Origin of the sequence: Nostoc cycadae WK-1, assembly GCF_002897135.1 — a bacterium.
Classification (GTDB): domain Bacteria; phylum Cyanobacteriota; class Cyanobacteriia; order Cyanobacteriales; family Nostocaceae; genus Nostoc_B.
In genome coordinates, this window is sequence record NZ_DF978422.1 from 343166 (window position 1) to 360409 (window position 17244).

Annotated in this window: 13 protein-coding genes; 6 read left to right on the forward strand and 7 right to left on the reverse strand. The window is 38.4% G+C overall.

Annotated elements, in window-relative coordinates; genetic code table 11:
- Positions 1-29: 29 nt before the first annotated feature.
- A complete protein-coding gene (locus tag NCWK1_RS03560; RefSeq protein WP_096580173.1) occupies positions 30-872 on the reverse strand; it encodes a metal ABC transporter permease in 843 nt (280 codons plus the stop codon).
- A gap of 291 nt (positions 873-1163) precedes the next feature.
- Between NCWK1_RS03560 and NCWK1_RS03565 the strand changes: the two genes are divergently transcribed.
- Positions 1164-2495, forward strand: a complete 1332-nt coding sequence (locus NCWK1_RS03565; protein WP_103123747.1) for a GTPase family protein — start codon at positions 1164-1166, stop codon at positions 2493-2495.
- Here the strand turns inward: NCWK1_RS03565 and NCWK1_RS03570 are convergent.
- Together NCWK1_RS03570 and NCWK1_RS03575 are read right to left on the reverse strand one after the other, a co-directional pair.
- Positions 2492-3505, reverse strand: coding sequence for a S66 peptidase family protein (locus NCWK1_RS03570; RefSeq protein WP_103123748.1), 1014 nt, complete (start codon positions 3503-3505; stop codon positions 2492-2494). The genes NCWK1_RS03565 and NCWK1_RS03570 overlap by 4 nt on opposite strands.
- Before the next feature lie 73 nt (positions 3506-3578).
- Positions 3579-3965, reverse strand: coding sequence for a nuclear transport factor 2 family protein (locus tag NCWK1_RS03575; RefSeq protein WP_103123749.1), 387 nt, complete (start codon positions 3963-3965; stop codon positions 3579-3581).
- 171 nt (positions 3966-4136) lie between these two features.
- Here NCWK1_RS03575 and NCWK1_RS03580 point away from each other — a divergent pair, with 171 nt between their 5' ends.
- Both NCWK1_RS03580 and NCWK1_RS03585 read left to right on the forward strand, forming a co-directional pair.
- On the forward strand, positions 4137-6365 hold the full coding sequence (locus tag NCWK1_RS03580) for a CHASE2 domain-containing protein (protein WP_103123750.1): 2229 nt from the start codon (positions 4137-4139) through the stop codon (positions 6363-6365).
- A 173-nt stretch (positions 6366-6538) separates the two neighbouring features.
- Complete coding sequence (locus tag NCWK1_RS03585; protein ID WP_096580163.1) at positions 6539-7576, forward strand: VOC family protein; 1038 nt, start codon at positions 6539-6541, stop codon at positions 7574-7576.
- Positions 7577-7679: 103 nt separating this feature from the next.
- On the opposite strand, the gene NCWK1_RS03590 is transcribed toward NCWK1_RS03585, so the two are convergent.
- From NCWK1_RS03590 to NCWK1_RS03600, 3 genes are all read right to left on the reverse strand, one after another.
- Positions 7680-8450: a class I SAM-dependent methyltransferase gene (locus tag NCWK1_RS03590; RefSeq protein ID WP_096580161.1), complete on the reverse strand. Its 771-nt coding sequence runs from the start codon at positions 8448-8450 to the stop codon at positions 7680-7682.
- A gap of 135 nt (positions 8451-8585) precedes the next feature.
- Positions 8586-10574, reverse strand: a complete 1989-nt coding sequence (locus NCWK1_RS03595; protein WP_103123751.1) for an ATP-binding protein — start codon at positions 10572-10574, stop codon at positions 8586-8588.
- A 16-nt stretch (positions 10575-10590) separates the two neighbouring features.
- Positions 10591-11460 (reverse strand): substrate-binding domain-containing protein, encoded by an 870-nt coding sequence (locus NCWK1_RS03600; RefSeq protein WP_187308049.1) that lies wholly within the window; start codon positions 11458-11460, stop codon positions 10591-10593.
- Between the two features lie 321 nt (positions 11461-11781).
- Between NCWK1_RS03600 and NCWK1_RS03605 the strand changes: the two genes are divergently transcribed.
- Together NCWK1_RS03605 and NCWK1_RS29890 are read left to right on the forward strand one after the other, a co-directional pair.
- Complete coding sequence (locus NCWK1_RS03605) at positions 11782-12663, forward strand: hypothetical protein (RefSeq protein WP_103123753.1); 882 nt, start codon at positions 11782-11784, stop codon at positions 12661-12663.
- Positions 12664-13088: 425 nt separating this feature from the next.
- A complete protein-coding gene (locus NCWK1_RS29890) occupies positions 13089-14186 on the forward strand; it encodes a sensor histidine kinase (protein WP_103123754.1) in 1098 nt (365 codons plus the stop codon).
- Between the two features lie 185 nt (positions 14187-14371).
- On the opposite strand, the gene NCWK1_RS03615 is transcribed toward NCWK1_RS29890, so the two are convergent.
- A complete protein-coding gene (locus NCWK1_RS03615) occupies positions 14372-15988 on the reverse strand; it encodes an adenylate/guanylate cyclase domain-containing protein (protein ID WP_103123755.1) in 1617 nt (538 codons plus the stop codon).
- Between the two features lie 745 nt (positions 15989-16733).
- Here NCWK1_RS03615 and NCWK1_RS03620 point away from each other — a divergent pair.
- Positions 16734-17153, forward strand: coding sequence for a hypothetical protein (locus NCWK1_RS03620; RefSeq protein WP_103123756.1), 420 nt, complete (start codon positions 16734-16736; stop codon positions 17151-17153).
- Positions 17154-17244 lie beyond the last annotated feature (91 nt).

The following is a 17244-nucleotide window of genomic DNA, read 5'->3' on the forward strand; positions in this document are numbered from 1 at the left end:
TTCTGCAAGGGGTAATCAAAAAAAATAAATTAAGCTGTTTTCCACCCTAGCTTGATCACAACAAACACAGCTATGAATAGCAGAAACTGGACAAGTACAATACTAGGGCCAGAGGCGAGGTTGAAAATACCTGACACCAGAATGCCGACAATGCTGCTAGTCGAACCGACTATCACAGACATCAACAAAAAATGGCTAAACTGCTGACTCATTAGCTTGGCTGTAGCCGCAGGTATCACTAAAAAGGCGTTAACTAATAAAACTCCCACGGCTTTAATTGCCACAGCAACGGCTAGAGAGAGCAGCACTACAAAGGCATAACGATATAATTCCACGGGAATGCCTTGAACTTTGGCAACATCAGGATTCAGGGTTAGCAAAATTTGCTGGCGCAGAGTCGATAATAAAAATATCGTGCCTCCTATAAGTACCAACAGCGTTAAAGCTAAATCTGTAGCGTCAATAGCGAGAATATCGCCAAAAAGCACAGCCATTAAGTTACCGCGATATCCCTGAATCAAGCTAGAGAGAATTACGCCGATCGCTAATGCACCAGAAAGAACTATACTCAGTACGCTATCGCTGCCTAAATCGGTTTTATCTACGAAGTAAAGAACAATAACACCAAAAACTAAGGTAAAGGGCAACAGCATCCAAGTAGGATTTAACTGTAGCAACACACCCAAGGCTACTCCAACTAAAGCTGCATGACCAACTGCATGGCTAAAAAATGATAATTGACGTAAAGTCACAAAGCACCCAAGTAAACCCCCAAGTATCCCCATTAACACAGCACCAATCAGCGCTCGTTGCATGAAGGGGAATTGTAGTAAACTCACCAAATCTTGACTACTGGTAATGGCTAATATCATGTCTGAGTAAATTCTGATAATTAATCTAGTAACGCAACAATTATCTGGTGTTCCACTTCGTTACACCCTACTTACTAATTGATTCTGCATTCTGATTTCAGGACGTTTAAACAGGATACAGCATTTACTGATATTCCCAGAGTCTCTATCCCCAGGAGTATGAAACTTTGTTGATTGGTAGATTAGGTGCAAGTGATAGGTTCGGTGACTGTTGAATCATCTAAAATGACAAGTGAGCATCTTAAGCGATCGCCCAAATAAAGTTGCAATCTATCTGCTGTTTTGATCACTATGACTGAGCAACCGAATACTGATTTGCCATCAGCAGATTCTCAATCTACCAATGAACCGCCTGAAGGTACAACAACTCAGTCGGCGAATGATGCTTGGCAAAATCGCATTGCAGGTGTCTGGAAAAAAGCCACAACTAGCTTGATGCAGTTTTTACCTGTGGAGCAAGTATCGCAGACTGTGGTTGAATGGTATAGTATCAGCGAAGCTCAAATTGCAGAAATTTTAGAAGCTGTCCGTGCTGAATTACCAACTACCGAAGCTTTGTTAATTGGTAAGCCCCAAGCTGGCAAAAGTTCGATTGTGCGGGGACTAACTGGAGTTTCGCCAGAGATTATTGGCCAAGGATTTCGCCCTCATACGCAGCACACCGAACGCTACGCCTATCCTTCAAATGATTTACCGTTGCTGATTTTTACCGATACGGTGGGACTGGGAGATGTTAACCAAGAAACTCAGGTAATTATTCAAGAGTTGCTTGGTGATTTGCAAAAATCTAGTCGTGGTGCGCGGGTGTTAATTCTCACTGTCAAGATTAATGATTTTGCAACTGATACGTTACGACAAATCGCCCACAAACTACGTCAGCAATATCCCGATATTCCCTGTTTGCTGGCGGTGACTTGCTTACATGAAGTTTATTCTCCGGATGCAGCAGATCATCCAACTTATCCGCCAGATTACGCGGAAGTTGAACGCGCCTTTGCGGAAATTCAACAAGCTTTTAGCGGATTATACGATCGCGCTGTGTTGATTGACTTCACCTTAGAAGAAGATGGTTACAATCCTGTATTTTACGGTTTAGAAGAGTTTCGCGATAATTTAGCAGAATTATTACCAGAAGCCGAAGCCCGTGCAATTAATCAGTTATTAGCCCAGGGAGTGGGTAAAGAAATTGGTAATATCTACCGAGATGCGGGACGGCGGTATATGTTGACTTTTTCCGTGATGGCTGCAACCTTGGCTGCTATACCTTTACCCTTTGCAACTATGCCTGTATTAACAGCATTGCAAGTATCGATGGTAGGACTGTTAGGTAAATTATACGGGCAAACTATCACACCATCTCAAGCAGGGGGAATTGTAAGTGCGATCGCCGGCGGATTTTTAGCCCAAGCAGTCGGGAGGGAATTAGTTAAATTTATCCCAGGTTTTGGCAGTGCGATCGCTGCTTCTTGGGCAGCGGCTTATACTTGGTCTTTAGGGGAAGCTGCTTGTGTTTATTTTGGTGATGTGATGGGTGGAAAAAAACCTGATCCGCAAAAAATTCAATCTGTAATGCAAGCAGAGTTTCAAGCAGCGAAAGAACGGTTTAAGGGAATTAAGCGTTAATAAACAGCCGATTCCAGCATTTTAATTGTTCCAGCATCGGCATCTATTTCGACATTCAAACCAATGGGTAAAGTAAATTTATCTTTGATATGACCAATCATTGAACCATACCAAGCCGGAATTTTTAAGGGAATTAGATGGTCACGTAATACTTGAGTTAATTTAAAAGATGGTTCATCGCCAATGCTACAGTCAGTACATCTGCCAAAAATAAAGCCAGCAATTTGATTGAGAATACCAGCGTTTTTTAACTGAGTTAACATGCGGTCTATCCGATAAACATCTTCTCTGACATCTTCCACAAATAAAATATTTTTGTACCAAGCAGGTAGATAAGGTGAACCCACCATTGCGGCGAGAACTGACAAGTTACCACCTATGAGTTTACCTGTGGCTTTTCCCGATGAAATAGTCTCAAATTGGACATCTTCGGTTTGGAGATTTTGCATTGTTACTGCTTCGCCATCAAATAAGATGCGCTTGGCGTAATTTGTTGTAAAGTCATTCCAGGTAGATGTGGCATTTGCGCCATGAAAAGTAATGACTCGACTACGAGCATAAATTGCTAATACTAAAGCAGTGATATCGCTGAATCCCATAATAATTTTGGGATGAGAGCGAATTTGGGCGTAATTCAATAAAGGTAAAATGCGATTGCAACCCCAACCACCACGCATAGTCAAAATAGCTGTGACGGAATTATCTGCAAACATCATGTTTACATCCTGTGCGCGGTTAGCATCTGTCCCAGCTAAATAACCGTACCTGTCTAAGAGATGGTTTCCTAATTTAATTTTTAAGCCTAATTGGGTGAGCGATCGCTGGGCGTTGGCTAAATCTTCTGCGTCAATGACACCAGCCGGCGAAACTAGTCCTACTGTGTCTCCTGGCTGTAGCCTTCGTGGTTTGAGGATAGTACTTGGCGACAGCTTACCTTGAGCTTGAACTAAAGGTATCTGCGCTGCTAAGGTTGACAAACCACAGGTTGTAATAAATTTGCGTCGTTTCAAAATTGGGTTGGGGAGTAGGAAAAAACTTGATTATACTGGGTTCTTCATTTCAGACTTCATTTCCTACTTTTTCTTAACCGCGCAATTGCGCTACCAAGAGATTAGGGTTCCAATAAGCGCGGGTTGTTTGAATTTTTCCGTCTTTGTTAATCTCAAAAATTGTGATTCCCTCAAAGGTGACTGATTTACCTGTCTTACTAACTCCGTCCATTGTCCACTTGACGGCTGCTTCAGTACCAGCTACAAAAATATGTTCAGTTGTCGCGGCTAATTTTGTAAATACAGCTTGCAATTGCCCGATAAACTGGTGATAATCTTCTTGAATTTTGACTGGAGGTTCACCAACCGGATCATGACTCACCGCATCTTCCGCAAAATTCTCTATCCAGCCTTCTGGATTCATTGCAGTAATGTTGGTAAAGTAGGCAGCAATAACTGTTTCAATGGCGGTGCTTGGCATGACTGAGTTTTCTGAATGGAGGAACAACCGGATATAGATTATACAACCTATTATTTGCTGAACTCTAGCGATGGATTAAATAGCAACATTCAGCCAAGTAAGTTGCTAAATTAAATAAAGTCTGAAGTCTGAAATGTTAAATTTCATCCTCCTGCCTTCTACTACAACTCTGTGATTAGTGGAATATTACAATATCTGCGAACTGCATTAACCCAAAATCAAGATTATCGTGACACCTTGACCAAGATTCACTGGTGGCGAATGGTTGTGGTAACAAGTGTGGGGGTCACAACTTTGGTGTGGGGAATGCGGGAACTGAAATGGTTGCAACCTTGGGAGTTAAAAGCTTATGACCAAATGTTGCGATCGCGTCCTTCAGAACCACCCGATCCTCGGCTTTTACTGGTTAAAATCACAGAAGAGGATTTGGCGCAAGTCAAATGGCCGTTATCTGATGCCATAATCAATCAATTATTAACCAAACTGGAGTCTGATCAACCGCGTGTTATTGGTCTGAATCTCTACCGCCAAAATCAAACCAATCTGGCGGCTGGTATTACTAATAAAAATAACATTATTACTACTTGTTTATTAAGCAGCAAAGATAGATCAGAAATTCCTCCTCCACCGAATTTTCCTGGAGATAATATTAGCTATAACGATTTAATTCCTGATAATCAAGAAGACCAAATTGTGCGCCGGAGTTTGTTATTTGCCGAGCCTAGTAATAATAGTAAATGTGCAACACAATTTTCATTTGCGGCTTTAATTGCCATTAGTTATTTAGAAAAACAAGGGATAAATGTAGATTTTACCGAAAAACACAATTTTCATCTTGGTAAAATTACTTTTTCAACTCTCACACCTAATTCTGGTGGCTATATCGGCTTAGATGCGGCTGGTTATCAAATATTATTAAATTACCGCCATCCTCATCGCCTCACACAAGAAGTCACTCTTTCACAAGTTCTCAACGGCCAAGTTAATCCCAACTGGATTAAAGACAAGTTAGTAATTATTGGCACTACAGCCGCTAGTGTTCATCCTGGCGTGTATACTCCCTACAGTGCTTCTCCAGACCATCCAGCTAGAACATCAACTGTATTTATTCATGCACAAATAGCCAGTCAAATTCTTAGTACCGTTTTGGATGGTAGACCATTGATTTGGTACTGGCCTGATTGGCAGGAAGTAACATGGGTCTTGGCTTGGTCATTACTGGGTAGTCTTTTAGGCTGGCGGCTGCGACATCCTGTTATGCTGCTAGTGGTGGGATGTCTAACTCTAGCTGGTTTAGTGGCAATTTGTGTTGGTTTATTTCTCTTAGCTGGCTGGATACCGCTGATTCCCCCGGCGATCGCATTTTTGTTTAGTAGTGTGGGGATGCTGGTTTATAGTACATACCGCACTCAACAGCAAACTAAGTTAATTATTCAGCAAGTTGAACAACAACAAGAAGCGATCGCTCAATTAAGTATTCTCTTAAAAGAAACTACCGCTGCAACAGAAGCAACAAAAATTCGTGACCAACATATTCACTCTGCGTCAATAATTTATCAACCAGAAAAAAGAACCGGTGATTTACTTTTGGGTGGACGCTACCACATATCAAGAGTTCTGGGGGCTGGGGGATTTGGTCGCACTTATTTAGCACAAGATACTCAGCGTCCTGGTAATCCAACTTGTGTTGTGAAACAATTAATGCCAGCACGTCGAGATACAAAATTTTTAGAAGTAGCCCGCAGATTATTTAATACAGAAGCAGAAATTTTAGAAGCCTTGGGGAAACATCCCCAAATCCCGGCGCTGCTGGCTTATTTTGAAGACCAGCAAGAGTTTTATTTAGTAGAAGAGTATATTCCTGGGCATACTTTACACGAAGAATTAGCACCTGTACACGGTGCAAAAAATGAAACTTTTGTAATTGAGATGCTCAAAGGTGTATTAGAAGTTTTAGCATTTGTCCATGAGCATCGAGTAATTCATCGAGACATTAAACCTCATAATATTATTAGAAGTAATCAAGATAATCGCTTAGTTTTAATTGATTTTGGTGCAGTTAAATTAATGCACCCACCAACTAGCGAACAAACAGAATTAGCCACAGTTGCTATTGGTACACGGGGCTATGCACCACCAGAACAATTTGCCGGACATCCGCGCTTATCTAGTGATATTTATGCTTTGGGGATGATGGGAATTCAAGCAATGACTGGTATCTTACCTCAAGAATTACAACCAGATCCAGAGACAGGCAATGTTATGTGGCAACACACAGTACAAGTAAGTGCAGAACTGGGTATGATTTTAGATAAAATGGTGCGTTATCATTTTAGCGATCGCTATCAATCAGCCGCCGCTGTTCTGCAAGACTTAAATCAGATTAGCGATAAGAAATAAAAGCACACAGATAAACTCTCTATAACTCTCTGCACCTTTGCGTGACGGACACTTTGCTCAAGTCGGGAAACTCGCCCACGCAAGTGTCCTCCTCTGCGTGAGGCAAAAAAATCTTGTTTTGCTACCTTATTTTTGAATTAATATTATTTGGTTATATCTAAATTAAATTCAGTATGAATCTAGGACAAGAAACTAAAATTGCAGGTATCTATGAAGTGTGTATTGGTGTTCCAGACCCAATTTTTGCCATACAATATTGGGAACAATTTGGTTATCGCATTGGACAAGTTGGTCAATTACCTGCGGCGACAGCCCATCAATTATATGGAGTAAATTCTGGATTACGTTCCATTCGCCTATATCATCAAAATGCAGATCATGGGTTAATTCGGTTGATGGTTTGGCAAAATCCCACTAATCAAGGTTTGGGGTTAGCATCAATGAAAACAAAGGGAAATCGTTGGGCGACTACCCTAACTTCTGATATTTTAACTATTTTAAATCATGCCGAAGAAGCCAAAATGGCTGGTTTTACAGTGCGATATAGTATTCCCTATTGGGAAGTTATTTATAACAAAGAACGCAAAAGTCGCCCTTTTATTGACCCAAGCGTAGGGGTGCGAGAAATGTTATTATTGCAACCTTTAGCGCGACAAGTTTTATTTCAAAGATTTGGTTACACAATACCTCATTACGGAAACATTAACGCAGCATCTGTATTGAAAACTAGTCAATTTACTCATATTGGAATTGTCGTTCAAGATGATAGCAAAACTAGCCTGAAGTTTTATGAGGACATTTTAGGTTTGTTGCGAGTGCGAGATGATGTCGAAACTAGCTATGAATCTTCACCCGCAGGACGAGATTTATTTGACCTCAAACCAGGAGAAAAATTCATCGTGACGACTTTTGATGATCCGCGTTCGTCTCAGACTGATATGATGGCGGCGCGGAGTGGCAGACTTTATATAATTCGCTTCCCGGAGGCGATAAACTTAGAATCGCGGTTTGAAGCCGCACAACCAGGAAGTTTAGGGATGTCGCTGTATACTTATCGGGTGCAGGGAATTGAAGAATATGGCGATCGCATCAAGTCCAGTCAAGTGCTAAACTTTACTAACATTATCGAAAACGAGTTTCGAGAAAAAAGTTTCTCTTTTACCGCACCAGATGGCTATTTCTGGAACCTGGTAGAAACAGGTTTCAACTAGCATAGATCGACGTAAATAAATAGACCAAACTCAGTAACCATCTGGAATTACGAAAAGGCTTGTGGTATCACTATTCTTTCTTTTTCCTTTTGACTTTTTACTTTTACCTTGTTGTACTAGCAACTGGTTTTTCAAATATCATCAAATGCTGCTGGGGTAATAAGTTTTTTGTCTCGCGCCAAACTAAACCAACAGCCTGCATTTCTTTCCGCACCTGGTTTTGCGTCATCTTGTGCAGACGTTTAATCATAATTAAAGGATTCTCCCCTCGGTACTCTACCAGTACTACCCTACCCCCCGGTTTTAAGGCTTTGACAATTCCTTGCATCACTTCGTAAGGATATGCAAATTCATGATAAGCATCCACCATTAAAGCCAAATCAACACTTGCATTAGGCAGGTTAGGATTATCAATCGTTGCTAAAATTGGCTCAACATTAGTAATTTTTTTCTCTTGTTTATAAGCTTGAATAATCTCTAACATTTCTGGCTGAATATCTACAGCCAAGACTTTTCCTTGAGGTAATAAAGGTGCAATCAAAAAACTCAAATAACCTGTACCAGCACCAATATCTGCAACTACGTCATTTGGTTTTAAATCCAACGCGCCAACTATCTTGCTTGGCTGTTCTTCTAACTCGCGACTAGGACGTTCCAGCCAGCCTGCGCCTGTGTGTCCCATCACTTGAGCAATTTCTCGCCCCATATAATATTTACCAATACCATCTGGACTATGATTAACTTTTTGTTCATAAACTGTATTTGAGGAAGTAGTTGTCATTTCTGGTTTATTTGCAGTCAAAAACCAGAAACTCGCAACTATCAGAATAATGCCAATAATTGGTAAAAAACTAAACTTACGAATTTGATTCATCGTTAACTAGTATTTGCTCACTAAAAAAATACTAGTACAGGTCGGCGTAAATAAACAGACCATCTGGAATTGCTAAAAGGCTTGTAGTATTACTATTCTTTCTTTCTTTTTCCTTTTGACTTTTGACTTGTTGTACTAGCGGATTGGAATTGTAATCACAAATTCTGTACCCCTGTCTGGTAGAGAAATACATTGTAATGACCCACGATGTTTTTCTGTAACTATCTGGTAACTAATTGATAAGCCTAGACCGGTTCCTTTACCAATTGGTTTAGTAGTAAAAAACGGATCAAATAAACGACTTTGTACTTTTTGGGGAATTCCTGTCCCATTATCAGCAATATGAATGCAGATATTTTCATTTTCACATTCAGAAGAAATGCGAATTATTGGCTGTTGACAGAGCTTTTTTTCCCAAGCTTCATCTAAAGCATCAATTGAATTTGCCAAGATATTCATAAATACTTGATTTAATTGACCTGCAAAACATTTGATATGCGGCATTTCGCAATAGTCTTTAATTACTTGAATTTCTGGGCGATGAGTTTGAGCTTTAAGGCGGTGTTTCAAAATTAACAAAGTACTATCTATACCATCATGCACATTAGCTGTTTTAAATTCAGCTTCATCTAAACGCGAGAAAATTCGCAGAGAAAGAACAATTTGATGAATACGTTCAGCACCTACTTTCATGGAAGTCAAGATTTTAGGCAAGTCTTGGATAATATATTCAATCTCAACTTCTTTCATGACATCTTGAATATTAGAATCTGGATTAGGGTAATACTTTTGATAAAGTTGAATTAGTTGCAGTATATCTTTCACATAATTTTCGGCATATTCAACATTACCATAAATAAAAGTTACCGGATTATTAATTTCATGAGCTACACCAGCAACTAACTGTCCTAAAGAAGACATTTTTTCAGTTTGAATCAATTGAGATTGAGTTTGCTTAAGCTCATTTAGAGTATTTTTTAAGTCAAGATTTTTTTGCTCAACTTCTTTAGTCCTTTCTTTGATTTTCTGCTCTAAATTTTGGTTATATGCTTCTAATTTAGCTTTTGCTTGATACTGTTCTGTTAAAAGTTGTTTTACTTGTTGAATTAACTGATTTAAAGAAATAGCTAGAACACTAACTTCATCTTCAGTAGTGACAGGCGCTTGTAAATCAAAATTAGCATCTTTTGTCACTTTTTTGGCAATTTGTGTTACAGCTTGCAAAGGGCGGGTAATTTTGTTGCCAATTAAATATCCTATGAATGTAACAATTGTACCTCCCAATAAAAACAAAAGATATAGCCGTAGCCAAAGTGAAGATTGAGTTTTTTCTAATTGCAATATTGGATAAAGTATAGTTGTAATTAAAGATTGACTTGCTCCTTTAAATATAATACTTTTAGCAAAATATTCTTGTTGTTGAATTGATGTTTTAAGGGTAGACAAATTAGGCGAAGGCGGCCGCCATTTTGTTTCTTTAATATCTGGTAGTGTTGATGCAATAATTGTGTCTTTTTTTGTTGTAACTATGTTTTTGGAAGAACCAACAGCAATTTGTTTTAAAAATGACTCATCTACTAAATTACCCATAATAATTCCACCTACAACTTTTATGGAAGATTTGATTGGGTGAATTACTACTTGTAAAATTTGTAGACTATCTTCTACATCAATAAAATCAATAAAGCTACCACCGCTCTTAGCAATGTTAGTAATAGATTTATCAAGTAATTTAGATGTAACTAAACTAGATTTTCTTGTATCTAATAAAGTATTGCCATTAGTATCAACTACTTTTATCCAATCTAAATTCAAAGTAGTTCTAATAGGGAGTAAATCTTGTAAAAGTTTTTGTTTATCTTTTTGTTCAATTGCTAAGGTAATTGTCTCACGCCCAGCAATCAAATTTACTTGTGTTTCCAAATCTTCCTGTTCATGTTGAAAATCTTGGTAAACTCTTTCTGCAAAACTTGCGACTTCTTGGCGAATGTTCTGCTCAAGACTATCAGTAAACCAATGTCCAATGATGGATAAACACAATATAAATATGCTCAAAAATATAGCTAGAGATGAAAAAACTATTTTTTGGCTGAGATTAAAGCGTAAGCGAAATTTTCTTCGCATGGCGGTGATGATGAATTTAATTGCTAGGAATAAAGCTTTTATCTTGCAGTAGTTTATGACCTTCTGAGCTAAAGATAAAATCAATGAATTTTTGAGTGGTAGGTGTAGGTGCTTTCTGCCAAATAACTCCTAGATGACGCACCATTTGGTATTTACCATTAGTAAAATTACCTTTGTTTGGCTCAATACCATTTAGTTTGAGGCGATTGACTGGTAATTGATTAATTGCAGAATAAGCTAAAGAAAAAGCACCAATTGAATAAGGAGTGCTTTGTAAAGTATCAATTAGCTCTCCTTCTTTATTTAAAATGACAGCTTTAGTAGTGGTTTTATCTTGACCTAAATAGTATTTTCGCAGTAATTTTTTAGCAGATTCATCTTCTGGTCTATCCAAAACTACAATTTGTGCATTGGGGCCGCCTAATTCTTGCCAGTTAGTAATTTTTCCGGCGTAGATTGACTTTAACTGATTAGTTGTTAAATTAGTTACACCTTTAACGCTGTTGTGTGTAAAAACAACGAGTAAATCTTGAGCTAATTCACGGTATTGAATTTTACCGTTATCTTCTTCTGGCTTTAGTTTGTGACTGCTACCTGCAATATCAACGATATCATTTTTAAGTGCCGCGATCGCACCTTCTGATTGACTATGAGAGATAAACTCTACTTTGGCTGTTTTATTTTGAGCTTGATAAGCTTCTGTTAATACTTTTAAAACTGTGATAGATGAACTAGAACCAGCAATTTTGATGGGTGGCTGGGTTTGTACATCATTTTGACTAGTAGTTTGACTAGAATTGTTTGTGGTTGTTGATTTGATAGCGTTACAACTACAGAGTCCTAGCACGACTAATCCTAAGATAACTCGCGCAGTAATAATTTTCATCATGAGTCAGCAAATACCCAAAATAATTCTCAGTTTATAGTACCCAAATACTTAGGCGTAATAACAGCCTATCAAAGTGAAATTACGGTGTAAATAATTAATTATTTCAACAGTAATACTTGTAAATATTGATAAGTTTTGTATCACTACTAATACTAAGATTTTGTTAGTGTGTTTGTGCTGGCGATCGCACTATTTTTATACAAACAAATAAAATCACGAAGTTTAAATTTACTGGCGCATTCTGCAAACACCCTATAAAATCAGATTCAATCTTTATGTTGATATAAATTATTGCTATTACCTAGCAGGAAAATTACTATGCAAAAAATTAATAAATATGTGTTTTTAAGTTTAAGTGCTGTTGGTTTATCAGTAGGTTATTCCAATTTATTTGCTACAGAAACTCATGTTCAAACAGTGCCGAATCTGGATAAACAATTATTGGCACAGTCTCAAACAATTCCTTCTGTCTATGAATATTTGGCTAAAAACAACCCCGAAAGTTACAACTTTTTGAAAAAGCAACTAGACAAATCTATTGAAGATGCTAAAAAACCAAGTGTAGATAAAGTTGTTAATAACCTTTGGGCATTATCCACAACCAACCCCAAAATTAAAACCAGAGAACGCGATGGTAAAACAGAATTTTTGATGGTGAGTTGGCTGTATACCTCAAATCCCAGTATGGATTGGGCAGTAGGGACAAAAGAAATTAGCCGTCAAACATGGTTAACAGTATTTCCTCAAGCGCAAGAATTTTGCCAAAGCTGCAAAGGAACAGGCATAAATTTGCCAGGAAAAGTGATGCTGGCGTTGAGATTACAGCAGTATTTAGGTTTAGTTTTAAATAAATATGCTAATAAAACCCACTTTGTAGAAATGTGGGTGAAAGCCGAAGACTTGAGCAGACCATGTATTGACCCAGAAATTAATGATTCTAGTTGTAATGTTTTACCTGTACCTGTACCTAAAAGTAATTTAACTCTGCATAATATTTATCAAAACTCTTTTGAGAATAAAGACAAAGAATATTATCCTTGGACTGGTTTAGGTTATACATACGATTGGGGAAATCCTCAAAAGCCTCATGTTGGCGCTAGTGAATTTCTCATCAACGGCACTAAAGATAAACCAGTTACGGTAGAAGTTGTTGCTGTTAAAGAAACTATAGAATATTGTAATAACCAGTATTTAAAGTAAGATTTAATATTTAGTTGCTGAAAACCGAGAAACGCAGATATCTGACTTCTTCAAAAAATCGAATGTAGTTTTAGGAATACCGTAAGATAAATTTAAACGATCAAACTCCACTGTTAATTTGCGCGACAAGAATACCAGGGCGATCGCATCTAAATATGATACATAGATCCTAAACTAGAAAAAAGGTAGCGATCGCAAGTGACATATAGGTAAGGATTTAAGCTTTGATAATAGAGTCGTAAAAGCAGCAATATTGCTCTAATTCGCGTGAAACTCCAGCCCAAAATCACCATTGCTGACCACTTCGCATAAGTGAATGAGAACTAAATGCTGGTAAAGTTTTGATGAAATTGAATTGAAATATTGCGTATAATATCAAGCAGTTTAAAGCTAACTATTGGCTAATTTTGGTATTTTTACAATCTATGTCCAACCAAACGTCTGAGCGTCTTAAGCAAAATGCTGAAAGAATTATGCAGAGGTGGGAAGAGAGGGCGCGTGATGAAGTTGGTGCATCAATACATCAGGACTCTCTGATGCTACAAAATTCGCTACCTCAGTATCTAGAGCAATTGGTGGATGAATTGTCAACGAAGATTGAAAGGACACCAGCGAGAATAAAAACCGATAAACTAGAAAGCACTCGGATTGGTAAAAAGCATGGACATGAGCGGGCAGGTTTTGCCGACTACTCGATGAGTCAAGTGATTTTTGAGTACCACATTCTGCGTCAGGTCATATTTGAAATTTTAGAAGAAGAAGCGGCTTTAGAGGTGAGGGAACGAGATATTATTATCGACTCCATTGAGCAAGCTGTTAACGATGCGGCGACTCAATTTTCCCAGACGTTGCGAGATATTCAAGAGTTATTTATGGTGACACTGACTCACGATCTTAGGAACCCACTCAATGTCATAAAAATAGGTACTCAACTGACTCTGCGTCGGCTTGAACAAGGAGACAGCCATGTGAATATCGCGGCGACAATGCTAAAAGCAGTCGAGCGTTTGAATTCGATGATTCAAAATCTGCTCGATGCTAGTCGGCTGCGGGCAGGGGAGAGCTTAAAGTTTGAATTTGAAGAATGCAGTTTAGACAGCCTTGTTCAGGACGTAGTAGAGGATTTGAACTTTGCTTATGGAGATCGGTTTATTGTAGTTTCTGATACTGCTATCAGGAGCAATTGCAGCCGTAAAGAGATACGACGGGTAATTGAAAACGTAGCTATTAACGCCGTGAAGTATGGTGCTGCTAATACACCAATTACACTTACGCTGGAGCAAATTGAAACGCATATCAGCCTGACTATCCACAATGAGGGGAATCCAATCTCTTCAGACGCTCAATCAATCTTATTTCAGCAATTTCGTCGAACCATCTCTGCTGAGGATCAAACAGGATGGGGGTTAGGATTATTTTTAGCAAAGAGTATTATTGAGGCGCATCAGGGGACGATTGAAGTTGAAAGTACGGAGGGTAAGGGGACAAATTTTATCATTAAGTTACCTAAACTTGCCTATTAAGGTGGTGAGAAAAACTCTTTTTCTTATGCTATGGCTAACACAGTGCTAAGAGGTTGTTTTAAAAGTCTAATTTATTATTACTTGCTTTGGCGATTGGAAATCGCTGCTAAACAGACAAAACCCACCTAGCCTGCGGCTTCTGCGAAGCAGTACGTGAGTTACAAACCCTTGATTGTTCATTAATATTAACTCATATTTGTTTGATAAACTTTCACTAATCTATCAATACCTTTAAACCGATGATCTCCCATTTCTTGAAAATCTGAGGAGTCTGTCAGCATGTGATAAGTAGCTTCACTAATCACACATTCCCCAGGGGGACAAACGGCTTCCATCCGTGCTGCTAAGTTAATCGTAGCGCCTAATGCGGTGTAGTCTACCCGTTGCGAACTACCCACATCACCAACAACAGCCTTACCACTATTAATTGCAATGCGTAATTGTAGAGGTTCTTCCCAAAAACCTTTGGCGTTTAGCCTTTGCAGACGTGTGAGCATTCCTTTAGCGGCGGCTGTGGCGCGATCTGCATGATCTACCAGCGGTTCGGGAGCGCCGAAAAATGCCATAATACAATCGCCAATATATTTATCTAAAGTGCCGCCGTAGCCAAATACTTCTTGCAGCATCTCTTCAAATAAATTATTTAATAATTGGGCGATCGCTTTTGGTGTTAATCTCTCTGAAAGTGCTGTAAACCCGACTAAATCAGCAAATAAAATACTAATCTCGCTTTCAGTGGTTGGTAAACGTCCATCTGGTAAACCACCCACAGAAATTAACTGCTGCACAACTGCGGGAGAATGATAACGTTCTAGGCGGTGACGAATTACTTCTTCTGTTTTGAGTTTTTCTACTAATAACCAACGCTGCACACTCGAAGCAACCAAATTTGCTAAAGCCGAAAAAAAGCTGAGTTCTTCTTCACCATCATCTGCCCAATGATAAGAAGAAAGATGGGCATCTGCATAGAGAACACCAACGACTTTATTTTCATCCCACAAAGGCACAGCCATTGCACTACGAATACCTTTGACTAAAATACTATGTTCCCCAGCAAATCGTTCATCTTTGTGAGTATCCGCAGTTTGAATTGCTACTTTTTCTTCAAATACTTTTTGACAAATACTGCGACTAATCCAGCTACCATCAGCTGCTAAATATTTTTGTTCATAAGTATTTCTCGTACCAGCATTGACTAACTCTAAATGATTGCAACTATTCACATCAATTAATAAAGCCAAGCGGTCAATACTGTCGAGATAACGAAAAACTACTTGTTGTACTTGAGAAAAAATTTCTTCTATTGATGCGGCTGCACACAAATTTTTAGCAATATCTACTAAGTCTTTGAGGCGAGCAATGCTTTTATTTTTAGTAGTAATATCATCATCGTGACTATCAGCTGCTATCCACTGCTGTTGCAACTGTTCAACATTACGTAAAATTGTTCTTTGTTCCGCACTATCAGAAACTGCTGCGTGTTGAATTTTTACCTGCATTGCCGGATTTACCAACAATACTACTAAGCTGACATTTCCTAGCCAAATAATATCGCCGTGTTGTAAATCTCTTGTTTCAGTTACAAAACTTTGATTTACTTGCGTGCCATTTTTACTGCCTAAATCCTCAATAGCCCACGCACCATTAGCTTTTTTTCGTAAAAGTGCATGTTTTCGGGAAACTCCACCAAAAGGTAAGTACAGGTCACATTCTGGTAAACGACCAATAGTGAATTCATCTTGATTCACGGTTACTGTTGTTTCTGTTTCTCCCTGTTGTAGGCGCAGTGTGAGTTCAGTCATGAGTATGATTTGTTTATCCTGGAAGCTAGGGAAACATCTTTAACGTAAAGGATACCCAGGATAAATCCTTTACCTTATCTTTATGGCACTGATAATGACATTCCGACAACTGTTTACAGTAAATTAAATAGAATTTATCTATTGCGCGTAAGCACAGCCCGTCAGGAACATTGCTTCTATATGACAACCCACTACTAACTTTGGTAGTTTCATCATCTCCTGGGTAGTGGTAAAAAGTACCCAAAAAGCGATCGCATTTCTTGATTAGTAATTTGTGTTGTTGTGCAACCTAAACCGTCATAGTCTATTAAGGTACTTCAATACGATATTTGGGTACTTCAATACGATATTCGGATACTCCAATACGATATTTGGATACTCCAATACGATATTCGGGTACTCCAATACGATATTCGGGTACTCCAATATGATATTTGGGTACTTCAGTACGATATTCGGATACTTCAATATGATATTTGGGTACTTCAATATGATATTTGGGTACTTCAGTACGATATTCGGATACTTCAATACGATATTTAAGAACTCAACAGCAAAAAAACAGAAATTTTATACTTTTAATTATAAATTCTTTCAGTATAATTAGTGAATAAATATTAGATTTTACTGTAACAATACTTTAGTTTTGGTTGTTATTGCTCAGGTCAAGAGAGATAGCAGATAGCTAGAGTAAAAATATAAGTTTGCATCAATTTTTACAGGATATTCAGTAGAAAAGGTATATATGGCAAGATTGAAACGTGGTTCTACAATATTAGATAAAGCAACGCGACGAATTGCTGGGATGCGATCGATTAGCGAAACGTTGGAATTTGGTGATGGGTTGAGTTTGACGGAGTATGAAAGGCGAATTCAAACCTTACAAACAAAGTTGTCAAACTACAACATGATGCTCTCCACTTTAGATGAAGCAATGGGGCAGATTCAATTACTAGAGCAAGATTTAAGCAGCTATTCTGAAAGAATGTTAATGAGTGTCAGAACGCGCTATGGCAAAAACAGTTTGCAATATGTGCAAGCGGGGGGAAAGCTGCGCCAACAAAATAAGCGTGCATCAACAACTGCACCGACTACAACGATAATGGCGCTAAATGTAGAGAATTCAACAATGAATGGTAAGAGTACAAAGACAACAGTGAATTAACTTGAGTTTGATAAACTATCTCTTTAAGCTGTAAACCTGCGATTTACACACAAGTTATTGAATTACCCCACCTTAACCCTTGGAAAAGGGG